This window comes from Microcoleus sp. PH2017_08_TRC_O_A (assembly GCF_020738665.1).
Classification (GTDB): Bacteria; Cyanobacteriota; Cyanobacteriia; order Cyanobacteriales; family Microcoleaceae; genus Microcoleus.
In genome coordinates, this window is the sequence record NZ_JAEQCE010000026.1 from 81,112 (window position 1) to 101,510 (window position 20,399).

General features: G+C 45.3%; 16 protein-coding genes. 5 read left to right on the top strand and 11 right to left on the bottom strand.

Going from position 1 to position 20,399, the window contains the following annotated elements; all coding sequences use genetic code 11:
• Positions 1–7: 7 nt before the first annotated feature.
• Positions 8–1,249: a glycosyltransferase gene (locus JGK22_RS11345; protein WP_293312885.1), complete on the bottom strand. Its 1,242-nt coding sequence runs from the start codon at positions 1,247–1,249 to the stop codon at positions 8–10.
• Between the two features lie 48 nt (positions 1,250–1,297).
• On the opposite strand from JGK22_RS11345, the gene JGK22_RS11350 reads away from it, so the two are divergent.
• Positions 1,298–1,435 carry a hypothetical protein gene (locus JGK22_RS11350; RefSeq protein ID WP_293293067.1) on the top strand — a complete coding sequence of 46 codons (138 nt, stop codon included), beginning with the start codon at positions 1,298–1,300 and terminating at the stop codon, positions 1,433–1,435.
• Between the two features lie 73 nt (positions 1,436–1,508).
• Here JGK22_RS11350 and JGK22_RS11355 read toward each other — a convergent pair whose 3' ends face one another.
• The 8 genes from JGK22_RS11355 to JGK22_RS11390 all read right to left on the bottom strand — a co-directional run bounded on the left by JGK22_RS11355 (position 1,509) and on the right by JGK22_RS11390 (position 11,406).
• Positions 1,509–2,675 carry a glycosyltransferase family 4 protein gene (locus JGK22_RS11355; RefSeq protein ID WP_293223985.1) on the bottom strand — a complete coding sequence of 389 codons (1,167 nt, stop codon included), beginning with the start codon at positions 2,673–2,675 and terminating at the stop codon, positions 1,509–1,511.
• A gap of 1 nt (position 2,676) precedes the next feature.
• Positions 2,677–3,558 (bottom strand): glycosyltransferase family 2 protein, encoded by an 882-nt coding sequence (locus JGK22_RS11360; RefSeq protein ID WP_325315236.1) that lies wholly within the window; start codon positions 3,556–3,558, stop codon positions 2,677–2,679.
• 315 nt (positions 3,559–3,873) lie between these two features.
• Positions 3,874–5,124 (bottom strand): glycosyltransferase family 4 protein, encoded by a 1,251-nt coding sequence (locus tag JGK22_RS11365; protein WP_293211959.1) that lies wholly within the window; start codon positions 5,122–5,124, stop codon positions 3,874–3,876.
• A gap of 150 nt (positions 5,125–5,274) precedes the next feature.
• Entirely contained in the window at positions 5,275–6,201 is a 927-nt protein-coding gene (locus tag JGK22_RS11370; protein WP_293191971.1) for a glycosyltransferase family 2 protein, read from the bottom strand.
• A gap of 18 nt (positions 6,202–6,219) precedes the next feature.
• On the bottom strand, positions 6,220–7,281 hold the full coding sequence (locus JGK22_RS11375) for a hypothetical protein (protein ID WP_293183721.1): 1,062 nt from the start codon (positions 7,279–7,281) through the stop codon (positions 6,220–6,222).
• A gap of 38 nt (positions 7,282–7,319) precedes the next feature.
• Positions 7,320–8,537 carry a hypothetical protein gene (locus JGK22_RS11380; RefSeq protein WP_293191973.1) on the bottom strand — a complete coding sequence of 406 codons (1,218 nt, stop codon included), beginning with the start codon at positions 8,535–8,537 and terminating at the stop codon, positions 7,320–7,322.
• Positions 8,534–9,868, bottom strand: a complete 1,335-nt coding sequence (locus tag JGK22_RS11385; RefSeq protein ID WP_293183723.1) for a flippase — start codon at positions 9,866–9,868, stop codon at positions 8,534–8,536. The genes JGK22_RS11380 and JGK22_RS11385 overlap by 4 nt, the downstream gene beginning before the upstream one ends.
• 140 nt (positions 9,869–10,008) lie before the next feature.
• Positions 10,009–11,406, bottom strand: a complete 1,398-nt coding sequence (locus JGK22_RS11390) for an O-antigen ligase family protein (RefSeq protein ID WP_293183726.1) — start codon at positions 11,404–11,406, stop codon at positions 10,009–10,011.
• 312 nt (positions 11,407–11,718) lie between these two features.
• On the opposite strand from JGK22_RS11390, the gene JGK22_RS11395 reads away from it, so the two are divergent.
• The 3 genes from JGK22_RS11395 to JGK22_RS11405 all read left to right on the top strand — a co-directional run bounded on the left by JGK22_RS11395 (position 11,719) and on the right by JGK22_RS11405 (position 16,365).
• A complete protein-coding gene (locus JGK22_RS11395; protein WP_293191975.1) occupies positions 11,719–13,197 on the top strand; it encodes a polysaccharide biosynthesis/export family protein in 1,479 nt (492 codons plus the stop codon).
• 136 nt (positions 13,198–13,333) lie between these two features.
• A complete protein-coding gene (locus JGK22_RS11400; RefSeq protein WP_293183731.1) occupies positions 13,334–15,679 on the top strand; it encodes a tyrosine-protein kinase family protein in 2,346 nt (781 codons plus the stop codon).
• A gap of 320 nt (positions 15,680–15,999) precedes the next feature.
• The gene (locus tag JGK22_RS11405; RefSeq protein ID WP_039886668.1) at positions 16,000–16,365 is read left to right on the top strand and encodes a response regulator; all 366 of its coding nucleotides are present in this window, start codon (positions 16,000–16,002) and stop codon (positions 16,363–16,365) included.
• Positions 16,366–16,428: 63 nt separating this feature from the next.
• Here the strand turns inward: JGK22_RS11405 and JGK22_RS11410 are convergent, their stop codons facing one another.
• Complete coding sequence (locus JGK22_RS11410) at positions 16,429–16,926, bottom strand: hypothetical protein (RefSeq protein WP_293183733.1); 498 nt, start codon at positions 16,924–16,926, stop codon at positions 16,429–16,431.
• 193 nt (positions 16,927–17,119) lie between these two features.
• On the opposite strand from JGK22_RS11410, the gene JGK22_RS11415 reads away from it, so the two are divergent.
• Entirely contained in the window at positions 17,120–17,281 is a 162-nt protein-coding gene (locus JGK22_RS11415) for a hypothetical protein (RefSeq protein WP_293312887.1), read from the top strand.
• Here the strand turns inward: JGK22_RS11415 and JGK22_RS11420 are convergent.
• Complete coding sequence (locus tag JGK22_RS11420) at positions 17,256–20,171, bottom strand: PAS domain-containing protein (RefSeq protein WP_293312889.1); 2,916 nt, start codon at positions 20,169–20,171, stop codon at positions 17,256–17,258. The genes JGK22_RS11415 and JGK22_RS11420 overlap by 26 nt on opposite strands.
• Between the last annotated feature and the right edge of the window lie 228 nt (positions 20,172–20,399).

A 20,399-nucleotide genomic window follows, 5' to 3' on the forward strand; every position in this document is an offset into this window, starting at 1 on the left:
TCAGAAGTTATCCTGATTTGCCTTGGAATACATCTTCGCACAATTCGGCGCACAATTCGGCAAAAAATTTACCTTTTATGTTCCAGTCATATATTTCCCTGACGCGCTTTTGACCGGCTCGACCCAAGCGATCTCGCAATTCACGATCGTGCGCTAAACACACTATAGCTTCTGCTAGACCTTTCGTCGAATTTTCGGGCTCGCTAGCCTTGACTTTAATGCCAGTTTGGGCCGTTACTTGAGTCGCAGGCCCACCTAAATCCAAACAAATCGTAGGACGCCCAATCCCCATGATTTCAGTACATACAAAACCTCCCGAGTCGTGCAAACTCGGATGGAGGAGAACATGAGACTCGCCCATTTTTGAAAGAGTTTCAGTACGCGATAAAGCTCCCCAAAAATATACTTTATTTGCCAGTCCCAATTCTGTTACCAAAGCTTCTAAACGCTTCCTTTCCGGGCCGTCTCCCACAATCCAGTATTCCGATTCTTCCACGTTTGCCTCCGCAAATGCACGGAGTCCCAAGTGCACTCCTTTCCAGTGTAATAGACGACCCACACTAATAAATCTAATTGGTCGATCGGGCGGGGTTGGAAATTTTTCTAGTTCCTCAATTTCCTGCTGGGACAAACCGACTTGCGAGAAAATTTTCACATTTTTTGCTTTGAGAAATCGCAGTCGGGCTGCTGTTTCTTCGGTAGTTGCTAGCGCGATCGCACTGCGACGCGCCGTCAGCCCCACAAACGGATCGCGTTCTCCTACGCTTTGAGCCAATGCTCGCAGTGTTTCATAAATTCTGCCCCGGCGGCTAAAATCTTGCCAAAAAGGCTTTGGTGCTGCTTCTGCACCCCCGACAGGCCCCCAAATAAAAGGATGCGGCAACAGCGCCAGGAAACTTGGTGACCAATGTTTGACATAAGTTACGTGGTGTACTATGTCAAAACCGATTTCGCGATCGAGCTTTCGAGCGATAAAATAAGCCCAGATTTGCCACAGATAGTAGTGAAGTTGCAGCAATCCTTGTTTTCCTTTCCAATCTTCGCTCCACCCAAACGGATCGAAATAAACAAAGTGCAGGTTGGGCACTGGATTGCGTTCTAGTTCTGCTTCAATGTACGATCGACAAAACGTCCGAGTAAATACCCAACTTTCGTGATGTTTAGCAGATTGGATAACAGTATTCCATCCCACTCCCTCTTCAGATCCTAGATTTGGTTCGCAAGCAAAGGCAGATAATAAAACTTTCATAGGTAATTGGGAATAGGGAATAGGGAATAGGGAATAGGGAATAGGGCATTGGGAATTGGGAATTGGGAATTGGGAATTGGGAATTGGGAATTGGGAATTGGGAATTGGGAATTGGGAATTGGGAATTGGGAATTGGGAATTGTTGTAGATAGAATCAGGAAGTTATTGGTAATAAATAACCAATAACCAATAACTAACAACTAACAACTAACAACTAACAACTGTCAACTGTCAACTGTCAACTGTCAACTGTCAACCGTCAACCGTCAACTGACTTCATCAAAAAAGATGTAACTTCGACATAAGCTTTAGCTGCTGTTTCAGGAGATTTTTGAGAAATTAGCTGTCGCGAACACTCTCCCATCGATTCAATCAAATTAGGATTGTCTATGAGAATCTGCATTTTTTCTGCCAACTCCTTGGCATTGTTAGGGTCAAAAATATAACCGTTTTCCCCAGACGCAATTAACTCACAGGAAGCTGCACCGTTAGAACACAATACCGGTTTCCCAAACACCATTGCTTCCGGTACAACCATACCCCAGACATCCTCAAAAGTAGGAAAAACAAAAATATCAGCAAGCTGAAAATAAGCTCCCAAACTTCCGTAGTCAACCCATCCCACCCAGTTTACTTGCTCGGGGAAATCTTGCTCTTTAATAAAAGCTTCCAACTCCTCTCGCTGGTCGCCCTTGCCAACAATTAGTAAAGTATAATCAGAATATCCTTGCTTTTTGAGAAGGGCACAAGCTTCTAACAGCGTCTTAATTCCTTTTCTAGCTGTGATCCGTCCCACATATAAAAAAACTGGGTGTTTGAGATCTAAATTTAGTGGCTTGGTTGTGACCAAAGGTTTCAGCAGCGTTTCCGCATCGGGAACTAAATAAGTTCTCGTAAAAACTTGCTCTTGGGGTGCATGGAGAACTTCCACCAAATATCTTTTTCCAGCTTGGCTGTTAGAAACAAAAGCATCGGCAAACTTAGCTAAAATGCGTCTGGCGAATGTCCGAAAACTCGAATCTCGAAAATCTGTGTTTGGCGAACTCCCGTCATAAATAATTGCAACTCGCCATTGACAAAGCGGTTTGAGGAGAATTACCAAGACAGTCCACAAAGAAAAAGCTTGAGGAAAAACTACTTGTGGCCTAAATTTGAGCAAGTGACCGATGATTCTAGGCGACACTGCGATGAAACCGCGATCGTATCCTGTTTCGATCTTTTCTGTCTCGACAAATTTAGTCTCCCCTACCAATTTAATTGCTGATGCTCCCGGTAGCGTCGGATCGAACCCAGACCAAACGCGACCAGTATAAAACACAGTATTTTTATATACTTTTGTAAATTCTCTTAATACAGGCTGCCAATATGCGCCCAATTCTACTTCTGGAACCAGCCAAGCGACGCGCAAATCATCTCTATCGACCATGCTATTCACCTTCAGTTTTGTTTTTATTGAATCCCAGCTTGCTTAAAACTGAAAACCAAACTAACCTTCTGTAAGGTAGCAACCAATATACTGGCCAGAATAAACCACCGTGACGGCGAGCAAAAACTTTCCACTCTTCCCAGGGTTGAAGGGTAGCATCTTTAAAAGCTAAACCCTTGGGTTGGTTCATTTTTTCCAAGCCTTCACTCATATTGGCAGCCGCTATTGTTGTTGATTGCGGATTGGGAGAACAGGTTCCTTGATAGCCTGGAGCTATCCAAACTGTACAGCCTTTTTGTCGGGCACGCAGACCGTATTCCCAATCTGATAGATAATGAATAAAGGCTGGATCGAGATTGCCAACCAGTTCAACCACGCTGCGGGGAATTAACACGCAGTTACCATTCATGCTGTCACAAGGCTGAGGTGCTTTTGTTGGCTGAAGGAAGCGAAATTTAAAGGGAAGTAATGGGGTAATCTTGACTATACCGCCGTATGTAAAATCACCGGTTTCTGGATCGCGAGTAGAGCCGGCAACGATCGCCTTTTTTTCTCCTTTTTTGATTAGCTCGCTACTGGTGGCGAGCAAGTCGTTGAAAGCTTCTGGTTCGAGTACGGTGTCGTCGTTGAGCCAGACATAGTAGTCTGGATCGTCTTTCATAGCTTCGCTGAAAGCAACCCGCATTCCTCCATTCCAAAATAAGTTACCATCTCCCGAAAAAATCTTGACGTGAGGGTATGTTTGCTGTATTACTTCTGCTGTGCCATCAGTGCTACCATCATCTACCAGATAAGCATTGAGTGCAATTTCCTTTGTTAATTTTTGCTTAAACAGCGACTCTAGAGTGGCCAAAGTCTTTAACTTGCGGTTATGGCAAGTCATCAGGACTGCTATACTTATCTGCTCCATCTATATCAAATATTGGGCTGTTTGTGCAAAATTGGTATAAAACTGTCCTCGGGCGATCGACAATGCCGATCGCAGGCGAGTCCTATTCAATTAATAACTTAATCTGTCACAAGTATCAAGATATTTAGTCGATCGTTTATTTTTTGATTGGCCAGCTTTGCCCAGCCTCTAATTGCCTGACGGTGTAATTGTAACAATCAACACGTCGGCTGTCCGAAAATATACTAATAAACACCCAAAAATCGGCATTATAAATACCCTACAAGTTTTACATTTAATCAGTTTTACTTACTTAGGAGCTTGGCAAACTTCTTGATAAAGATTTTGATACTCGCGAGCTTGCACTTCTAAGGTAAACTTGGCTTCAACTTTCTCTCGTGCTAGGCGACAAAGCTTTTGATGCCGCTCACCATCTTCTAGCACCCAAGCAATCCCTCGCGCTAAATCCTCGGTATCATAGGGTTGGGCTAAATAGCCATTGTACTGGCGATCGACAATATCTTTTAGTCCCGTCACATCAAAAGCCACCACAGGCGTACCGCAAGCCATGGCTTCCGATGCCGTCTGCCCAAAAGCTTCGTACCGCGAAGGTACAACCATCACATCCGCCGCTGCATAAACCTGTGACAAAGTAGTATCATCCAACCTGCCTAAATAATGAGTTTTGAAACCAACATCGATCGGGCTTTCAGGCTCAGAACACCCAAAAACCAACAGTTCAATCTTATCTTGCCAACCCGACTGACTGAGGCTTTGCAAAGCCGGAACCAGCAACGGAAACCCCTTCCAGCGATCGCCCGTACCCTGCATCGCCCCAAACAAGACCAACTGTTTATCTTGAGGCAAATTCAAACTATCCCTCACCTGCGGGCGGTTCAGCGGCTTGTAGAGTTCAGCATCAAGGCCATTCGCAATGACTTTAACTGGATAATTTTTCAACAAAGAACTAGATTTCGCGCATTCAGCCAACCAATGACTCGGAGTTACCAAAGTCAGATTCAAATTTTGCCAAGCCTCAGCTTTCCGCTGCCAAATCCAACGAGAAATATCAGCATCCTTAGTGCTGTGCAGTTGCGGACAAGCACCGCAAGCATCAAGATAGCGATCGCAATTTTCACTGTAGTGACATCCACCCGTAAACGCCCACATATCGTGCAGCGTCCAAACCACCGGTTTATTAAACTTAGCCAGAGTTTCAATCTGCATATAACCTTCACAAACCCAGTGCAAATTGATCGCATCAGGGTTAATTTTGGCAACTTCCGATGCCAGAGAATCAGGAACCCATTGCGGCGAAAAAATTACCTGACCTAGTTTGGGATAAACTTTTAACGGCAATCTATTTAATTTTCCTCGGAGACTCTTAAACTTTTCTCCTAACCTTGTCGGCATCAACCGCACAGTTTCATCATCACTAAACTTATAACCAGCCAAAATTTCGGAATTCACCCCGATACTTTGCAAGCCCTTGTGCAGCCGATAAGTCGCCCTCGCAGCACCACCTTTAGTATCGTAATTACTCACCAGCAAAACTTTCATCCAAACATCCTCATTATCAAATCCCTTCTCCTCTTCTCTTTCTCTGCGCCCTCTGCGCCCTCTGTGGTTAAATCCTTAAAAATCCCAAACCAAAGACCCAAATCCCCGACTCATTCAAAAAGTAGGATATCTAAAAAACAGCATTTTTACTTACATTTTCAATAATCCTTTAATTTTGCGCTGGACTTTCTTGACCAATTTCGGATCGTAATCATATAAACTCTCTTGAGTGAAGCGATCCGCTTGCGCGTCCCGAATCACAAACGGAGGATGTTTTAGAGGAAAGGCGATCGGTTCAACAGACATATTGTTGTAGGGACTATTGATATCATCCGTGTGAGTCCCCCCCGTTCCGTGTCCGATATTTGCAGCTAAATTGACATTAGACAAAATATTCAAACCATTTTGAATAAAACTCGCAAATGTCCACTGAAAATCCCATGTATCAATAGCTTTGTCGTAACACAACTGACAAGTTTTAGTCCAGATTTTGGCAGCATGAGCATCTTCCAATACATCCATCAAAAAATTTCCATCTCGAACCGACGGCCACAGCTTCATATCTAGATCGTAGTGTCGCCAAGCTCGCCTCCAACTCGCCCAACTCCAGCAATGAGTGTAGCGAGAAAAGTAGTAGCTAAAATCAGTTCGCTGCTTGCCAAACTGCACGTTTTGACCAGATATCGACATAATTCTTTCGTCGTATCGGTAGCGTTCCAACAACTCTTCGGCAAAGTAGAAAAAGCTACTATCAGGCAAACAATCATCCTCAATAATAATCGCCTCTTCCACCGTATCAAACACCCAATCTAACCCGCTAGAAACTCGCTGGCGACAACCCAAATTAGTCTCAGCATAATTCTGCAAAACTTCGCATTCCCAATCCACCTGCTCAATAATCGCGCGAGCCGCAGCGCATTGCGCGTCTTCTCCCGGTTTGTCCGGCCGCGGCCCGTCAGCAACTACTAACAATTTTGACGGCTTGACTTTGCGAATTTCTGCGAATACTCTCTGAGTTTCTTCGGGACGTTTGAAAATAATAAAAGCGACGGGGGTTTTTAACGGTCGATCGAACATTTACACAACTCCACTATGCTAATTGCTGACAACACTTTTGACTTTCGACAATCTCCTTTTGATACCAGAAATTCTATTGTCAAAAACATCCAAGACAGTCTTAGAAATATTCCGTTGTGGTATGCCAACATAACCCGCAACATATTTAGTAAACTGCTCTCCTAAAGGCAAATTCCAAAAATCTGATTGGGGATTAGAAACTTGTGCAAAAATTCGCTTAATTCCGTATCCTTTTTCGGCTGGCAAATGCCATATATCCATTTTTAAATCAGCCTCAGTTGCCGTATGAATGATCGGCGATGTCCACACTCGATTAAAATAAGCATTGCCGCTGCTGCGAGCATATCCCAGCTTGTTGTAAATGTAGGTGAGCATCTGCTCTTCTGTATTTAATTTTGTCTTTCCTTCGGCAAATCTTTGCAAGCAAGTCTCCCAGATCGAGTCTACTTCGTCGGACAATATTTTAATGTGTTTGCCACTTCCTACGATAAATTCTGCACCAAAATACTTGGGAGGCTCATCTACTTTATAGCCTAATTCCTCATAAATTTTCTGCATTTCTCGCCTGGTTAAACCACTGATTTTTTTGTCTTCAGGCTCGTACAAATCGTAGGTAGCCAAACCTTGTTTTTCAATATCGGCAATTATGCGATCGGCGGAGTTTACCCACACGCAGTCAGAGTCTAAAGCTATACAGCGATCGTTTAACGCTGAATGATTTTTCAAATATTGAATAATGTCAAACTTAAAAAAGGTACTTCTGAAGGCGGGGTAGTATTCCATTGGTGGCTGATAGGTAAATGGAATCTGGACAACTTTAACTCCAATTTTGTCGAAAAACTCAACGGTGTTAAAGCTTTCAATATTTGGAATGCGATCGGCATTCGTAAATAAGATATGCTGAGCTTCCGGGTTATTTCTAACGCTGGAAGCAAAATATACCACCGCACATCGCCAGTAAACTGATTGAAATTTTTCCGAAGAAGATTTAGCATCCGATCCTTGGGGATATTTACTTTCCTGGCCTTCTTCATCGCAGCACATTCCAGTAACTATGTAAACAGAACCGCTGTCATTCATCGTGTCTATCTCCTGTTATATTTACAGTTTGGAGTAAATTAAAGCCGTGAAGCGAAGCTATCCCTAAGGGAATCGCCCGTCATGTGAAAATAGAAATCCAAGCGCTTGATAATCATTTCAGAACCAATATGCGCTAAGTTTTTTAAGCTAGTCGCCAGCGGCAGATATCGATAGCGAAACGAAGACAGTCTGGGGTCTGTTTCTTGATATAAAATATCTTGAGCAAAGTTGCCCCACCTTTCATCGATCATATCGATCGTCATACCAGCGTGTCCCGAAGGCAGCAACATATTGGAACCGTGAATCCCAATTACCAAGCGACTCTCTGAATAAACCTGACACATTTGCCTCTCAGTTTTTTCATCGAACTTATCCACTCTGAAATCTTCTACCCACTCTGGAAAGCTAGTGTTTTTGCCTAAACCTACAACTGCAAACTTAGCTTGCGGCAGCAACTTTCGCATTTTCGCAAACAACCTCTGCACTTTCCAATTTTGAATACTTAAAGGAATTTGTAGCAAGTTAATTTTTCGGAAAATTTTGACAAGCAAATGCCGGCACCACAGCCGATCTTCCCGCCAAACAAAAGTAATTTTGTATTCTTCCTTATCAAAATCGTGTTTGGCAACCCCCGTAAATTTACTAATGTCAAATTGACTGGGGTGAGAATAGGCTTCACTGATGTAAACTTCCTGGAAACGTTCTAACTGTTTGCTGACAAAATTGCCAAAACTGGGATAGTAACACTGACCGTTTTTCAGCGATATAGGTACTGTCCAGACTTCAGCAACTCCTTCGGGAACCATCCACCTCATAAATTTTTGGACAATGACAATCAAACCAAATTCTGGGTGAGATTCTAAATGTCTCTGTGCGTTGAGCAACTTTAAAAGGCTGTGTCCGTACAGATAATCGATGCAGTTTAATACGATCGCCCGATCGCAAGATTTAAAGATTTCTTGAGTAATTTCTAGGTGTTCGTTTTGAGGATTTTGCAGAGATTTGAGCAAGGGTTTTGCTAAAAATTCTTCCGCATATTTGTCATCACTAAAAGTTGTTCCTTCAGCTAAGTTAATGCTGTAAGCAGTTTTAGCCGCGTGGCCAATTCTCAACTCGTCAATGATTTCGCCACCTCCTGGAGACTCAGACACAACACAGATGCGGGAACCTTGCCACAATACTTTGACAGGTTTGAGTATTTGCCCAGAAGAGGGACAGTGCGATCGGTGTTCGAGCTTGGGTTTAATTTCAATCATTTGATCAATCCTATCAGCCTGGATGCAGCCTTGTATAAATTCAGCGAATTCAGAATTAAATTACCAAAAGGTCTCAGTTCTTTAATCAAAAAGTTGACTAAAATAATTACATAGAAATAAGTAATTAAAGTTGCCGCAGTTGCTCCAAAAGCTCCATATTTAGGAATTAGTAGAGAGTTCAATACTATATTAAAAAATGAGCCAATAAATGTCAAGTAAAGACCGTATCGCAGTTGACCTTCTAAGGCAAAATAGGTATTTCTAGCGATGCCGAAGTTACTGCCAAATTGAGCCCAAACGTAGATTGACAATACCCTGGCTGACTCTGTATATTGAGCGCCGTAGAGAGTTTGGACTATGAAAGGAGCTAGCAGAGAGATTGGTAATGCCACTCCCAACCACAAAAATAACATGGCATCTGAGTAAATCTGAAAGTTTTTTAAGTATTCGCCATAATTTTTTTCTCTTAACTGTGCGAGTTTCGGGAAAATAGAAGAAGCGATGATCACAGGCAAAAAATCACATATTTCTGATAATTTGACTGCAACTGCATAATATCCTAACTCAGTTTTATTTATAGAGCCGAGCATGATTTGATCGATTTTGGAATAAATAAAAACCGCCAAGCCTGAAAGCACCAGCGGCCAACTTTCGTGAAGCAGTTCTTTACCTCGCTGCCAACTGACTCGCCACAGCTTTAAATCATTTCCCTTGTTTTGATAGACAATTGCGATCGCCAATCCGGCTAATGCTACCTCTCCCAACCTGATCCAAGCAAAAGCAATCAGTGGTGCTTTGAGTTGAATTAATCCGATTCTGAGTCCTGCAACCAGTAATGATACGCAATTTTTAGCGACAACTGTATACTTAGATTGAACTTGAGATTGAAACCAAAAATTTATTGTTTCAAAGGACTGAAAAATCGTGCCGGCGGCGATAATCCCTACCAGCCAACGAGTTAAGCTGTCATTGGGATTCTGTATTGAAATCACTGTGACAGTGAGCAGTAAAGTGATGATTCCGCCTGCTAATTGTATGGCAAAAGCAGTCCCTAGAGTCTCTTCTTTGCAGTCGGGATTGCGAGCAATGTCTCGCACTACCAGAGTACCCAATCCCATTGTTGCCACCGAGGAAAACAGCGAAACAAAGGCGATCGCATAATTGATTAAGCCAAATTGTTCCGGGCCCAGATATCGTGCTACCCACACTCCCACCAGCAGACCCAGACTCATCTGCAAAATTTGGTCAGTCAACAGCCAAGCCAGGTTGCCGAGTACCTGGCGGAGGCCGGGGCCGAGCTTTTGACTGACCGCATTTAGCTTATCTAACATCAGAAAGTTTTCAGTCCTTGTCAGAAATAAATATACTTTTCGAGCGTTCGGGAATTAATCAAAAACCAGGCTCATTAATATAGTATATCATAGTTCGAGCAATTTTCAACTTCTGCAAGTTAATCATGATTCAATCTGGATCAAGATGGCGCCACCAAATCGCCTCCGGAAATACGCCGGTTGCTGGATGGAGATTTGCCACTATCGATACTGAGTCTAACTGTTATTAACACGTAGGCAAGCCAGACATCCCCAATATCACATAGAGAACCTTCAGTTAGGTTGTTCAAAATAATAAAAACTAAGTAAATAATCGGTATCCCCGCTTGAGATAGCGGGCTGCGGCTCAGTTGCCGGACGGCGAAAATCAGATTTGTCAACACAGAAATTAAGATTAGAACCAGTCCTGGATAGCCGAAAGAGAGTAAGACTGCTATGGAACCATTATGAGCAGTTTTAGGTTGAAATCCACTCGTAGTATATATATAATAAGCTGGGGTCTCCTTGCCTATTAATGCTTGTTGAAAAAATCCCTCAAATCCATAGCCAAACCAAGGACGCTGGTTGGCTGCCGCGATTAATTGCGGCCAGAACTCCGTGCGTCCTGTCAAAGTCAAATCTTTTCCTAAACCTCCGACAACAATGGATTCCAAATTGTCGATTATATAAATGCTACCTATGATACCGAAGATCGTAAAGCCGACAATACAAGTAAAGGCCCATTGAAACTTTAACTTGCTCAAAAAGCTTAAGGATGATACTACAACTATGAGCATCAAACTATTAACTAGAGAACCCCCAGAGCTAGTAGTTCTAACCAAATAAAAGGAAAAAAACATGAATGCCAGAGCTATCCAGCGTTCTTTCTGAGTTTTAGCACCTTGGGAATAGTGCAGGTACCAAAGTGCTGTACTTACTACCATGATGCTGCCCAGAGAATTTTTGTGACTGGTAATTCCTGACAATTCCCGTGTCACATTCGGGTAGCGCAAAAAACTAACTATACCCACCGAGGTATAGCCCCATCGCACTAAGGCTGATAGTTCGTGCCACTCATATCGCGCACCTATATAAAAACCCACAACCGTAAAACCTGTAAATGCTATCCCCGCTTTCAGCGTAATATCAGGAACTAGCGACCACAGTGTCGATGTTATTGGTAGCCAACAATATAGCGAAAAAGCCGGATTTCTCAGCACCACAAATAACAATCCTTCGACAAGTTTGTGTTTACAAAAATTAATAAATTTCCCACATAAAATAAAAACTATCCAGGGATAAAATACATAAGGAAGCTGCTTAATTACTCCACCCTCAGGGTCAGTGATATTGATAAAGTGCATATAATTAAAAGGAGGTACATTAACATGAGGAGACATGAAAATGTACAGAACTGCAAACCACTTTTCTAAAGTAATACCAATTTGTTTTTTGCTGGCAATCTGAAATATCAACAGAGTGATCGCCAAGCCACTGACACCCAATATCATCAGCAACAAATTATTGCTGAGAATTAGTTCTTTAATCATTCTCGCCATAAATATCTACCCTCTCTGAGAAAAATACCAATTTAGCAGCGGGCTAATTCCACCAAAATAACAATAAACCGAGGTATTTGTCGCCGGCGATCTTTCTATATAAGCTGCTGCTGGTCTAAAGTGTTGGTTGGTTGGGTATGAGGAGAGGGGTTGGGGAATGCCGAGGTTTTTTTATTCTGCCTTCTAGATAATTGCCGGGAGGGGGAGGGGAAGAAAATTTGATGATTTTTTTCTTTGTATCTGCGATCGACATTGCTTTTCAACGATCGGCGATTAAACTGGTGAATGATCCTCAAATAAAATAAGTAGTCTGTGGCTAACACTGATTTTTCCAAACAAGTAAACCCGCCAGTCTTGAGTTTGATGTTGTGGACGATCGCCTGCGCGAGTATTTCCCTCGGGTTCCCGCTTGGTGCAACAGCGCAACTACCATTGCGTCCTGGCGCAGTCACAACACCTGTCGGCGTTAGAAGATCGCCCCAAAGCTACAAACTCGGCGGTGGCGATCGCATCCAAGTAGAAATACTCGAAGTACCAGAGCTCACCCGTGGCTACGAAGTCCTCTCAGACGGTTCCGTCAACCTCCCGCTGATCGGTCTGATCTCGATCCGCGGCCGTACCTTAGCGGAAGCCACCACCATCATCCGCAACGCCTACCGCCGCATCCTCAAAGATCCGATAGTTACAGTCAGCCTCGTCGCCGCCCGCCCCCTCAACGTCGGCGTCATCGGAGAAGTAACTAGGCCCGGAAACTTCACGATCGCCCTCACTCCAGGCCCGGGGGTCGCGCCCAGCGTGCAGTACCCAACCGTCACCCAAGCCCTCAGACTCGCAGAAGGCGTCACTGGCGTCGCTGACATCCGCAACATCCGCGTCCGCCGTCCCCAACCCGACGGCCCCGACCAAGTGCTCAACGTTAACCTATGGAAATTCTTGCAAGAAGGAGACATCTCTCAAGATATCATTTTGCAAGACAGAGACACGATTGTGATCCCTACCGTCGCGAACTTCAACCAAGCAGAGGCGCGCCAATTTGCGATCGCCAACTTCTCGCCGCCGCCGGAAAAACCTCGATCGATCTCCATCGTCGGCCAAGTAACCCGCCCGGGGGCTTACGTAGTCATCGGCGGCAACACCAATAGCGACCTCAGCCGAGAAGGATTCCCCACCGTCATCCGCGCCATTCAGCTTGCAGGCGGAATTACCTCCGAAGCCGACATCCGCCAAATTCAAGTGCGCCGCGTCACCAGAAGAGGCGAACAAATCATTCCAGTCAACCTGTGGCAATTCCTAGAGTCCGGCGACGGCGCCCAAGATACCATCCTCCAGCAGGGAGACACCATCATCGTTCCCAAAGCAACTATCGTCAACCCCGCAGAAGCTGGCGTGCTGGCTAGCACTAACTTTGCTCCTTCCGGCATTAACGTTTATGTAGTAGGAGAAGTCAGAACATCTCTCGATCCGTTGAGGCTGCCACCTAATGCCACCCTCAATCAAGCTTTAGTTTCCAGAGGATTTTTTGGCTACGAGAATACGAGAGCTAGAAGGAATAAAATTGAGCTAGTCCGCCTCAATCAGGACGGTACTGCTACTAAACGGACGATCGAAGTCGATTTAACTCAAGGCATTAACGAAGAAGTCAATCCTCAACTTCGGAACAACGACATGATTATCGTATCCCGCAGCGGTATCGTCAACTTCATAGACCGCATGAACGCTGTAGTCGGGCCTGTCGGGCCAGCTACCGGAGTGTTAAATTTTATAAACGTTCTCCGAAGTTTATTCAGGTAAGAACGTTGCTGGTGAGGTGGATAATTCCTGCGAAAGGCTAGAATAAATTAAACAATAGAATTTCTGGCGTCGCGGCGTGGCAGCTTCAAAAATATCAACATCAAAAATATAAACCTCAAGAATACCCAGGCTGAATATGGATAGCAGACAAGATTACCAACCCTTCACACCCAAATCTAATGGCAAACTGCCCGACTTCTCGGCTCAGAACTACAGAGATAGGTTCGTCGAGGAGACAGAGGAAGAAAAGCTAGACTTGTCGTGGCTGTTAGGAGTCCTGCGCCGCCGTATCCTGGTGATGGCAGCAGCCACAATTGCTTTGAGCGCCCTCGCAGGAACAGGGATCGTCACCGCTTCTAAACGGATAACGCTGGAGTATGAAGGCTCATTTTCTCTGTTAGTAGAACCAGCAACCGCTGAAGGTTTGCTATCCAAACAATTAGACAATACCGTCGCTGCCGACTTAGCAAAAATTAATATAGAAGGAATTAGTTTAGTAGATTACGAAACCCAAATTAGGATTTTACGCAGCCCCAAAATGATGCAGCCAGTGCTTCAAGATTTGCGAGCTTGGAATCCCAACCTAACCTACAGCGAACTGATGACAAAACTGTCGATCAGCCGCGTCAGCTACGGAAGAGATGGCAAACAGCAAGGTACAAAAATCTTAGAAGTTCGCTACAAAGATTCAGAACCAAATAAAATTTACGGCGTATTGGATAAGGTTTCTAAAGCTTATCTAGAATATAGCTTGCAGCAGCGGTTGACGGGCATCAATCAAGGTATTAAATTTATAGACATGGAGATGCCCAAGCTCCGAGAAAGAGTCGAAGTTTTGCAACTGCAAGTCCAAAGACTGCGCCAGAATAGCAACTTGTTTGAGCCGCAGCTAGAGGGAAAATCTCTGTCAGAACAAGTTCAAAGCATTCGGGGACAGCAAGTAGGACTCCAGGTACAGTTAAAAGGGATGCGGAATCTCTACCAAAGCTATCAAAATTTACTGGATAAAAATAACCCCATTGGCGTATTGATGACCCAAGGACAAGCTTACGGCGGACTGTTATCTCAAATCCAGAAAATAGACTCAGACTTGTCCCTGAAATTAGCTCAGTATAGAGATGACAGTTTGCCTGTTTTAGCACTGCGAAAAAGTCGGGAAGAACTGATTTTAACGGCGACTCAACAAGCAAAAGAAGTGGTGATGGGAAATTTGTCAAGCCAAATCAAAGAAGTTGAGGCGCGCGATCGCGAAATGACTGCTTTGCAAAAGGCTCTCTACCAAAAAATTAGAAATTTTTCAGTAACAACGAGACAATACGACAATTTAGTGCGGGAACAACAAGTTGTTACTAAGAGTTTGTCGGACTTTTTGGCAAAACGGGAAGCCTTGCGGATTGATGCAGCTCAACAGCAAATACCTTGGGTGCTGATCAATCCTCCGGAAATTCCGCTAGACAAATTCAATAGGCCGATCCCAGCTACAATCAAACAAACCAAAAGACAGTTAGCGTTGGCACTAATTTTAAGCAGTCTGCTGGGCATAGCAGTCGGCTTGCTCGTAGAGGTGCTAAATACTGTTTTCCACACTCCAGAAGCACTGAGAATCGCCACAAAATTGCCGGTGATCGGGGTGATTCCGTTTAGCAAAAAAGTCAGGCGCAGACAGCCAGCGAGGCCGAGGAAACTAACTTCGGCTCGCTCGTCGTCGAAGTCGCAAGTGCAAGTTCTCGAATCCCTCGACACTGAACCTACTCCTCCGACGCTCATCGGGGGTCAAAGTATTTTTAGGGAGTTGGACTATCAATTTTTAGAAGCATTTCGATCGCTCTACACCAATATTCACTTGCTCAGTGCAGGTACGGCAATTCGATCGCTTTTAGTGAGCTCGGCCGTGGCTGGAGACGGCAAATCTACAGTAGCTTTGCACCTGGCCGCGATCGCAGCAGCAGTCGGACAGCGAGTATTGTTAGTAGATGCAGATTTGCGCTGCCCGCAACTGCATACTAAGCTAGGACTGCCAAACGTGCGCGGGCTCGCCGATGCCATTTCTACAGATCTCAGCCTCAACGACGCGATTCAGCGAGCTTTGAATCAAGACAATTTGTTCGTACTTACCGCAGGACAAATTCCGCCCGATCCGATCAAGCTGCTTTCTTCCAAAAAAATGCAGTATTTGATGGAGCAGTTTCAAGCATTTTTTGACTTAGTGATTTATGACACCCCACCGCTAGCCGGCTTGGCAGACGCCCACTTGATAGCAGCTCACACCGACGCTACGATTATGGTCGTGCAAATTGCCAAAACAGACCGAGCGCAAGTTCGCAAAGTTTTAGAAGAATTAAAAATTTCTGGAGCTTCGGTTTTGGGAATCGTGGCTAACGGCTGCAAAAACGATCCTAACAGCTACCGGCAGCGCTCGGTCGGTTTAGACACCCTCTACGACCAAAAACTATCGGCTTTAGGTACAAAAAATCAAAATTAGACAAATTTCGCTCCAAGCGGCGCCGTGCCGCCCTCCTCTACCCGAAATGCACAACCAACCTGCACAATCATTTTTTGACAAACGTACCATTTGAGAAAGAAAATGATAGACTAACGGACATAGCCTCGTGTGTCAACCGAGATTACGCGGATATTTGGTTCGCAGTAATTCTTTAAAAAATGATTGGGAAATCAGCAAAAGTGGGTAAACTACATCTAGCAGAGCGCAATCTCAATCAGGAAAAGACACCTTTGAAGGTGAACGTTAATGCAAACGTTAATGTGAACGTTTCAACCCAGAAACTTGGTAGGGATTATTCTATGAGTACAGTTATGGTTGTTGATGATAGCGTCACTCTGCGGGAGATGATCGCCGACTTGCTCAAAGGTAGAGGACTCAATGTCACGGTAGCTAGTGATGGCGTAGAAGCTCTAGAGCAAATCAAAGCCAACCGCCCGGATTTAGTCGTTCTGGATATCGTGATGCCCCGGATGAATGGCTATGAAGTCTGTCGCCGGCTCAAGAGCGACCCCAAAACTCAGAATTTGCCCGTGGTAATGTGTTCGAGCAAAAGCGAAGAGTTCGATCGCTATTGGGGAATGAAACAAGGAGCCGACGCTTACATCGCCAAGCCGTTTCACCCTCAGGAATTGGTGGGCACGATTAAGCAACTGCTGCGCGGTTGAAGTAGAGGAAGAGGGACAGAAAAAATGTCTTGAGTGGTTCCAATTTCTGATCCCGCAGCCTCTCTAAACTACTCGATTGACAATAGTCCAAACATCCCCGTCCGATCGCACGTAGGGTACAGAAATACTCTTAAAACCCGTAATAAAAGGCTTGTAATAAACCTGCCAGTAGCTGGGACTAATTTGGTCGGCAATGGCTTTAAGTTCCTTCACTTCTCCCGACAATTGGGCCGCCAGTTCGTTAATCCGTTCCGCGTGTCCGCGAGCGAGCTCTCTTCCCTCTTCAACTTGCTGCTCCATCGGACTGATTCTTTGCAAGTTTACCGATAGCTGCTGTTTCTGATTCAGTTGAGCAGACAGAGCTGCGATCGCATCATCTATTCCCTTGACTTCTGCCGACACTTGTGCTGTTTCCCTCGCGTGACGGCGGTAAGCATCAGCGATGGCTTGGGGCGAATCCCCCGCTGGGGCGATCGCGCCAGTGCTAAGCTGTTGGCGTTCGCGGCGCAAAGCCTCAATCTGAGAGCAAATTGCCTCTATGTCTGTCTGAAGTTTGTCCACCAAATTACCGTAGTTTTTGGATATCTTAGCATATTAACACAAGCTAATAAAGGTCTTATATAGCCGAGTCTCAGCAACAGTGCGGTGGTATCGGGCATAGGGCATAGGGCACGCAGGCATACCTCACTTTTTTAAGAACCGCTATAAGAGAGATGAATAATTCCGATGAAGAGCGGATTTGATATTACACATAATGGAGAAACCTGTTTCAAAGTGGCGCATAATTCGCAATTACCAATTACCAATTCCCAATTACCAATTACCAATTACCAATTACCAATTACCAATTACCAATTACCAATTACCAATTACCAATTACCAATTACCAATTACCAATTACCAATTATCAAACTGACTACAGCCTCCACCAAGACATCGGGCTGTACGGGTTTAGTCAGATGCCGATCGTAACTAGCTTTCAAAGCCCGATCGCGGTCTTCATCTCTAGCATAGGCCGTCAGGGCGATCGCCCGAAACTTCCTGCCGCTTTGGGTTGCCAGAGAACGCAGCCTTAACAGCAGCGAATAGCCGTCTTCCTCAGGCATTCCGATATCGCTGACCAAAACATCCGGCACAAACTCCGAAGCCACCTCAAACGCCTCAGCAGCACAGGATGCAGCCCTGACAGCCGCCCCGGAATCGCTCAAGACAAACATCATAAATTCCCGCGAATCCACCTCGTCATCAACCACCAAAACCTTGACTCCCTGTAAATTACCACCGCCAGCCAACACCGACGCTTCCTCAGGGGCGATCGAATTTACCGGAATCGAAGGGAGGCGGAAAGTAAAAGTCGAACCCATATCCAGTCCCGGACTCTGGGCCCAAACCCTGCCGCCGTGGAGTTCCACCAACTGCCGGACGATCGCCAGACCCAGCCCCAAACCGCTATAATTGCGAGTAATCGTAGCATCCGCTTGCCGGAAAGACTCAAACACGTAAGGCAAAAAATTCGCAGCAATCCCAATTCCGGTGTCGGTAACAGTTAGCTCAACCTCCGAATCAAATCGCTGCAACCGGATTTCTACTCGCCCGCCACGCGGCGTAAACTTAATCGCATTCGTCAACAAATTCCAAATTATCTGCTGCAAGCGGCCGGGGTCTCCCGATACCAAAAATCTCGGATTTAACGGAGATTCGCGATCGCCATAAACCTCTTTGAGCGGGCAAAATTCAGCAGTATCCAAGCCCAAATCTAGAATTGCCAACTCCACGTCGATCGACTTAGCATCGGCCGCCAACCGCACCGTATTTACCGCTCCTTCCACCATCGAAATCAAATTTACTGGACAAGGATTTAAAGTCAATTTGCCGCGAATAATTCTCGAAATATCCAGCAAATCCTCAATCAATTGAGTTTGCAATTTAGCATTGCGCTCGATCGTTTCCAACGCCCGTGCGGTAGCTGCCGGACTGAAACTGCGATTTCGTAGCAATTGCGCCCAGCCCAAAATCGCGTTTAAGGGCGATCGCAACTCGTGAGAAAGAGTTGCTAAAAACTCATCTTTCATGCGATTTGCCTGCTGAGATTCCTCATAAAGCCGCGCGTTTTCGATGCTCGCCGAAACTGCCTGAGCCAACTGCATTAAAATACTTTCGTCATCTTCCCCAAACTCCCCCTCATACTTGTCCGACAACTGAATCAATCCCATATTTCTGCCATCGCGAGCCGTCAGCGGTACCGCCAGCCAGCCCCGCATCGGCGGGTGCTTGTCGGCAGCCTTGCCGAACTTCCGCCACGCCTGGTGAGCCTCTAACTCGCTTTGAGTCATCCGCATCGCCTGTTGGTGCCGGCAAACTTCCTGATAAATGCCCGTACCGTCTGGCTCTTCGCAGTAATCTTGCCACTGGGCGTATTTTTCGGATAGGGAAAACTTGCTAATTCCAACATCCCAGTGGGCGGAAGGGCTGAGGTTGACGGCTGCTTGGTGGACTTCCAGAATTTGGCGGGCGCTATCTGCTGCTAACTGAACGATGTCTGCTACCGAAAGCATGGAGTGGAGCGCAACTGAGGCGGAGGTTAACTTTTGCAGGCGGTGCAGATACGATCGCTCGCGCGCCAAAGCCTGGGAGCGATCGTATTCTAACTGTTTGCGAGCGGTAATGTCGATCGCTACGCCGAACAGTCGCACTGGTTTACCGGATGCGTCAAAAACCACCCGCCCTTTGTCGTGAAGCCAAATCACCGAACCGTCGGGGCGCTCTTGGCGGTGTTCCGAGTCGTAAAATCCCGAGCCGCTGAGTGCCGCATCCAAATCTGCCAAAAAGCTGTCGCGGTCATCTCGATGCACCGCATTCTTTTTTTCCTCAAAAGTACCAACTGCGCTGTCCGGGTGCAAACCTATCTCTGTTTGGGCATTGGAAAAACGGCGGATTTCAGCGGAAACAACATCCCAACTAAAAGCAACCGTGTTAGCTGCTTCCAGGGCAAAGCGCAAATTTTCCTCGTTTTCCTGTATTCTGGCTTCGGATAACTTGCGATCGGTAATATCCCAAACCACGCCGATCGATCGCACCGATTTACCAGTACCATCATCAAAAAACTTGCCCCTAGCCGCGATCCAGTGCAAGCTGCCATCGGGCCAAATCACTCTAAATTCGTGCTGGTATTCTATCTTGTTATCTAAAGAAAAGGCGATCGCGCGAGCAATAGAATCGCGATCGTCCGGGTGAATAAAGGCAAAAAATGCTTCATAAGTTCCCAAAAAACTGCCTTTTTCCAACCCGAATAACAGTTCGTGTCCCTCCGACCAAACCACCTCGCCAGTTAATATATTCCAATCCCAAGTTCCCATTTGCGAGGCGCAGATAGCTACCCTCAGCCTTTCCTCAGAAATTGCCAACTGCGCCGAAGTTTTTGCGTAATTCTCGCGCAACTGCTGTTTTTCCAAACTTTCGCGCACGGCAGACGCCAGCCGATTGAAGTGTCGCCCTTTGAACACATAATCGCTCAAACCCGCTTTCATCGCTTCGACTGCCACTTGTTCGCTGCCGCTGTCGGTACACATAATTACCGGACAATTTGGGTACTGGCTTTGAACTTGTTTGAGAATAGTTAATCCGTCGCTCCAGCGCACTTGGTAATCGGTAATCACCATGTCAAAACCCCCGACGACCAGGATTTGTTCGAGACTTGGGGCATCTATCGCCGACTTAACTTCTAAATCGGGCAAAGTTTTTCTCAGTTCTCGCTCGATCATCAGGCGATCGTTCGGGTTGTCGTCGATCAACAGAATAGACAGCATGGTTTTTGGGCTTTTTGTATTGGCACAAACATTCTTGAATCTAAAAATATGTTATTGAGGAGTTCCGTTGTTTCAATATTTAGTGCTAATTAACTATCCTCGGATTTTTTTAATTGTATTTGCTTGTATTTTATTATATCTCACAGATTATGCTGTCGGTAGTTTTTTCCCAGTATTTGCTAACAGATACATAACCTAATTTCTTCTCTCGAACCTTGTGGGTATTAT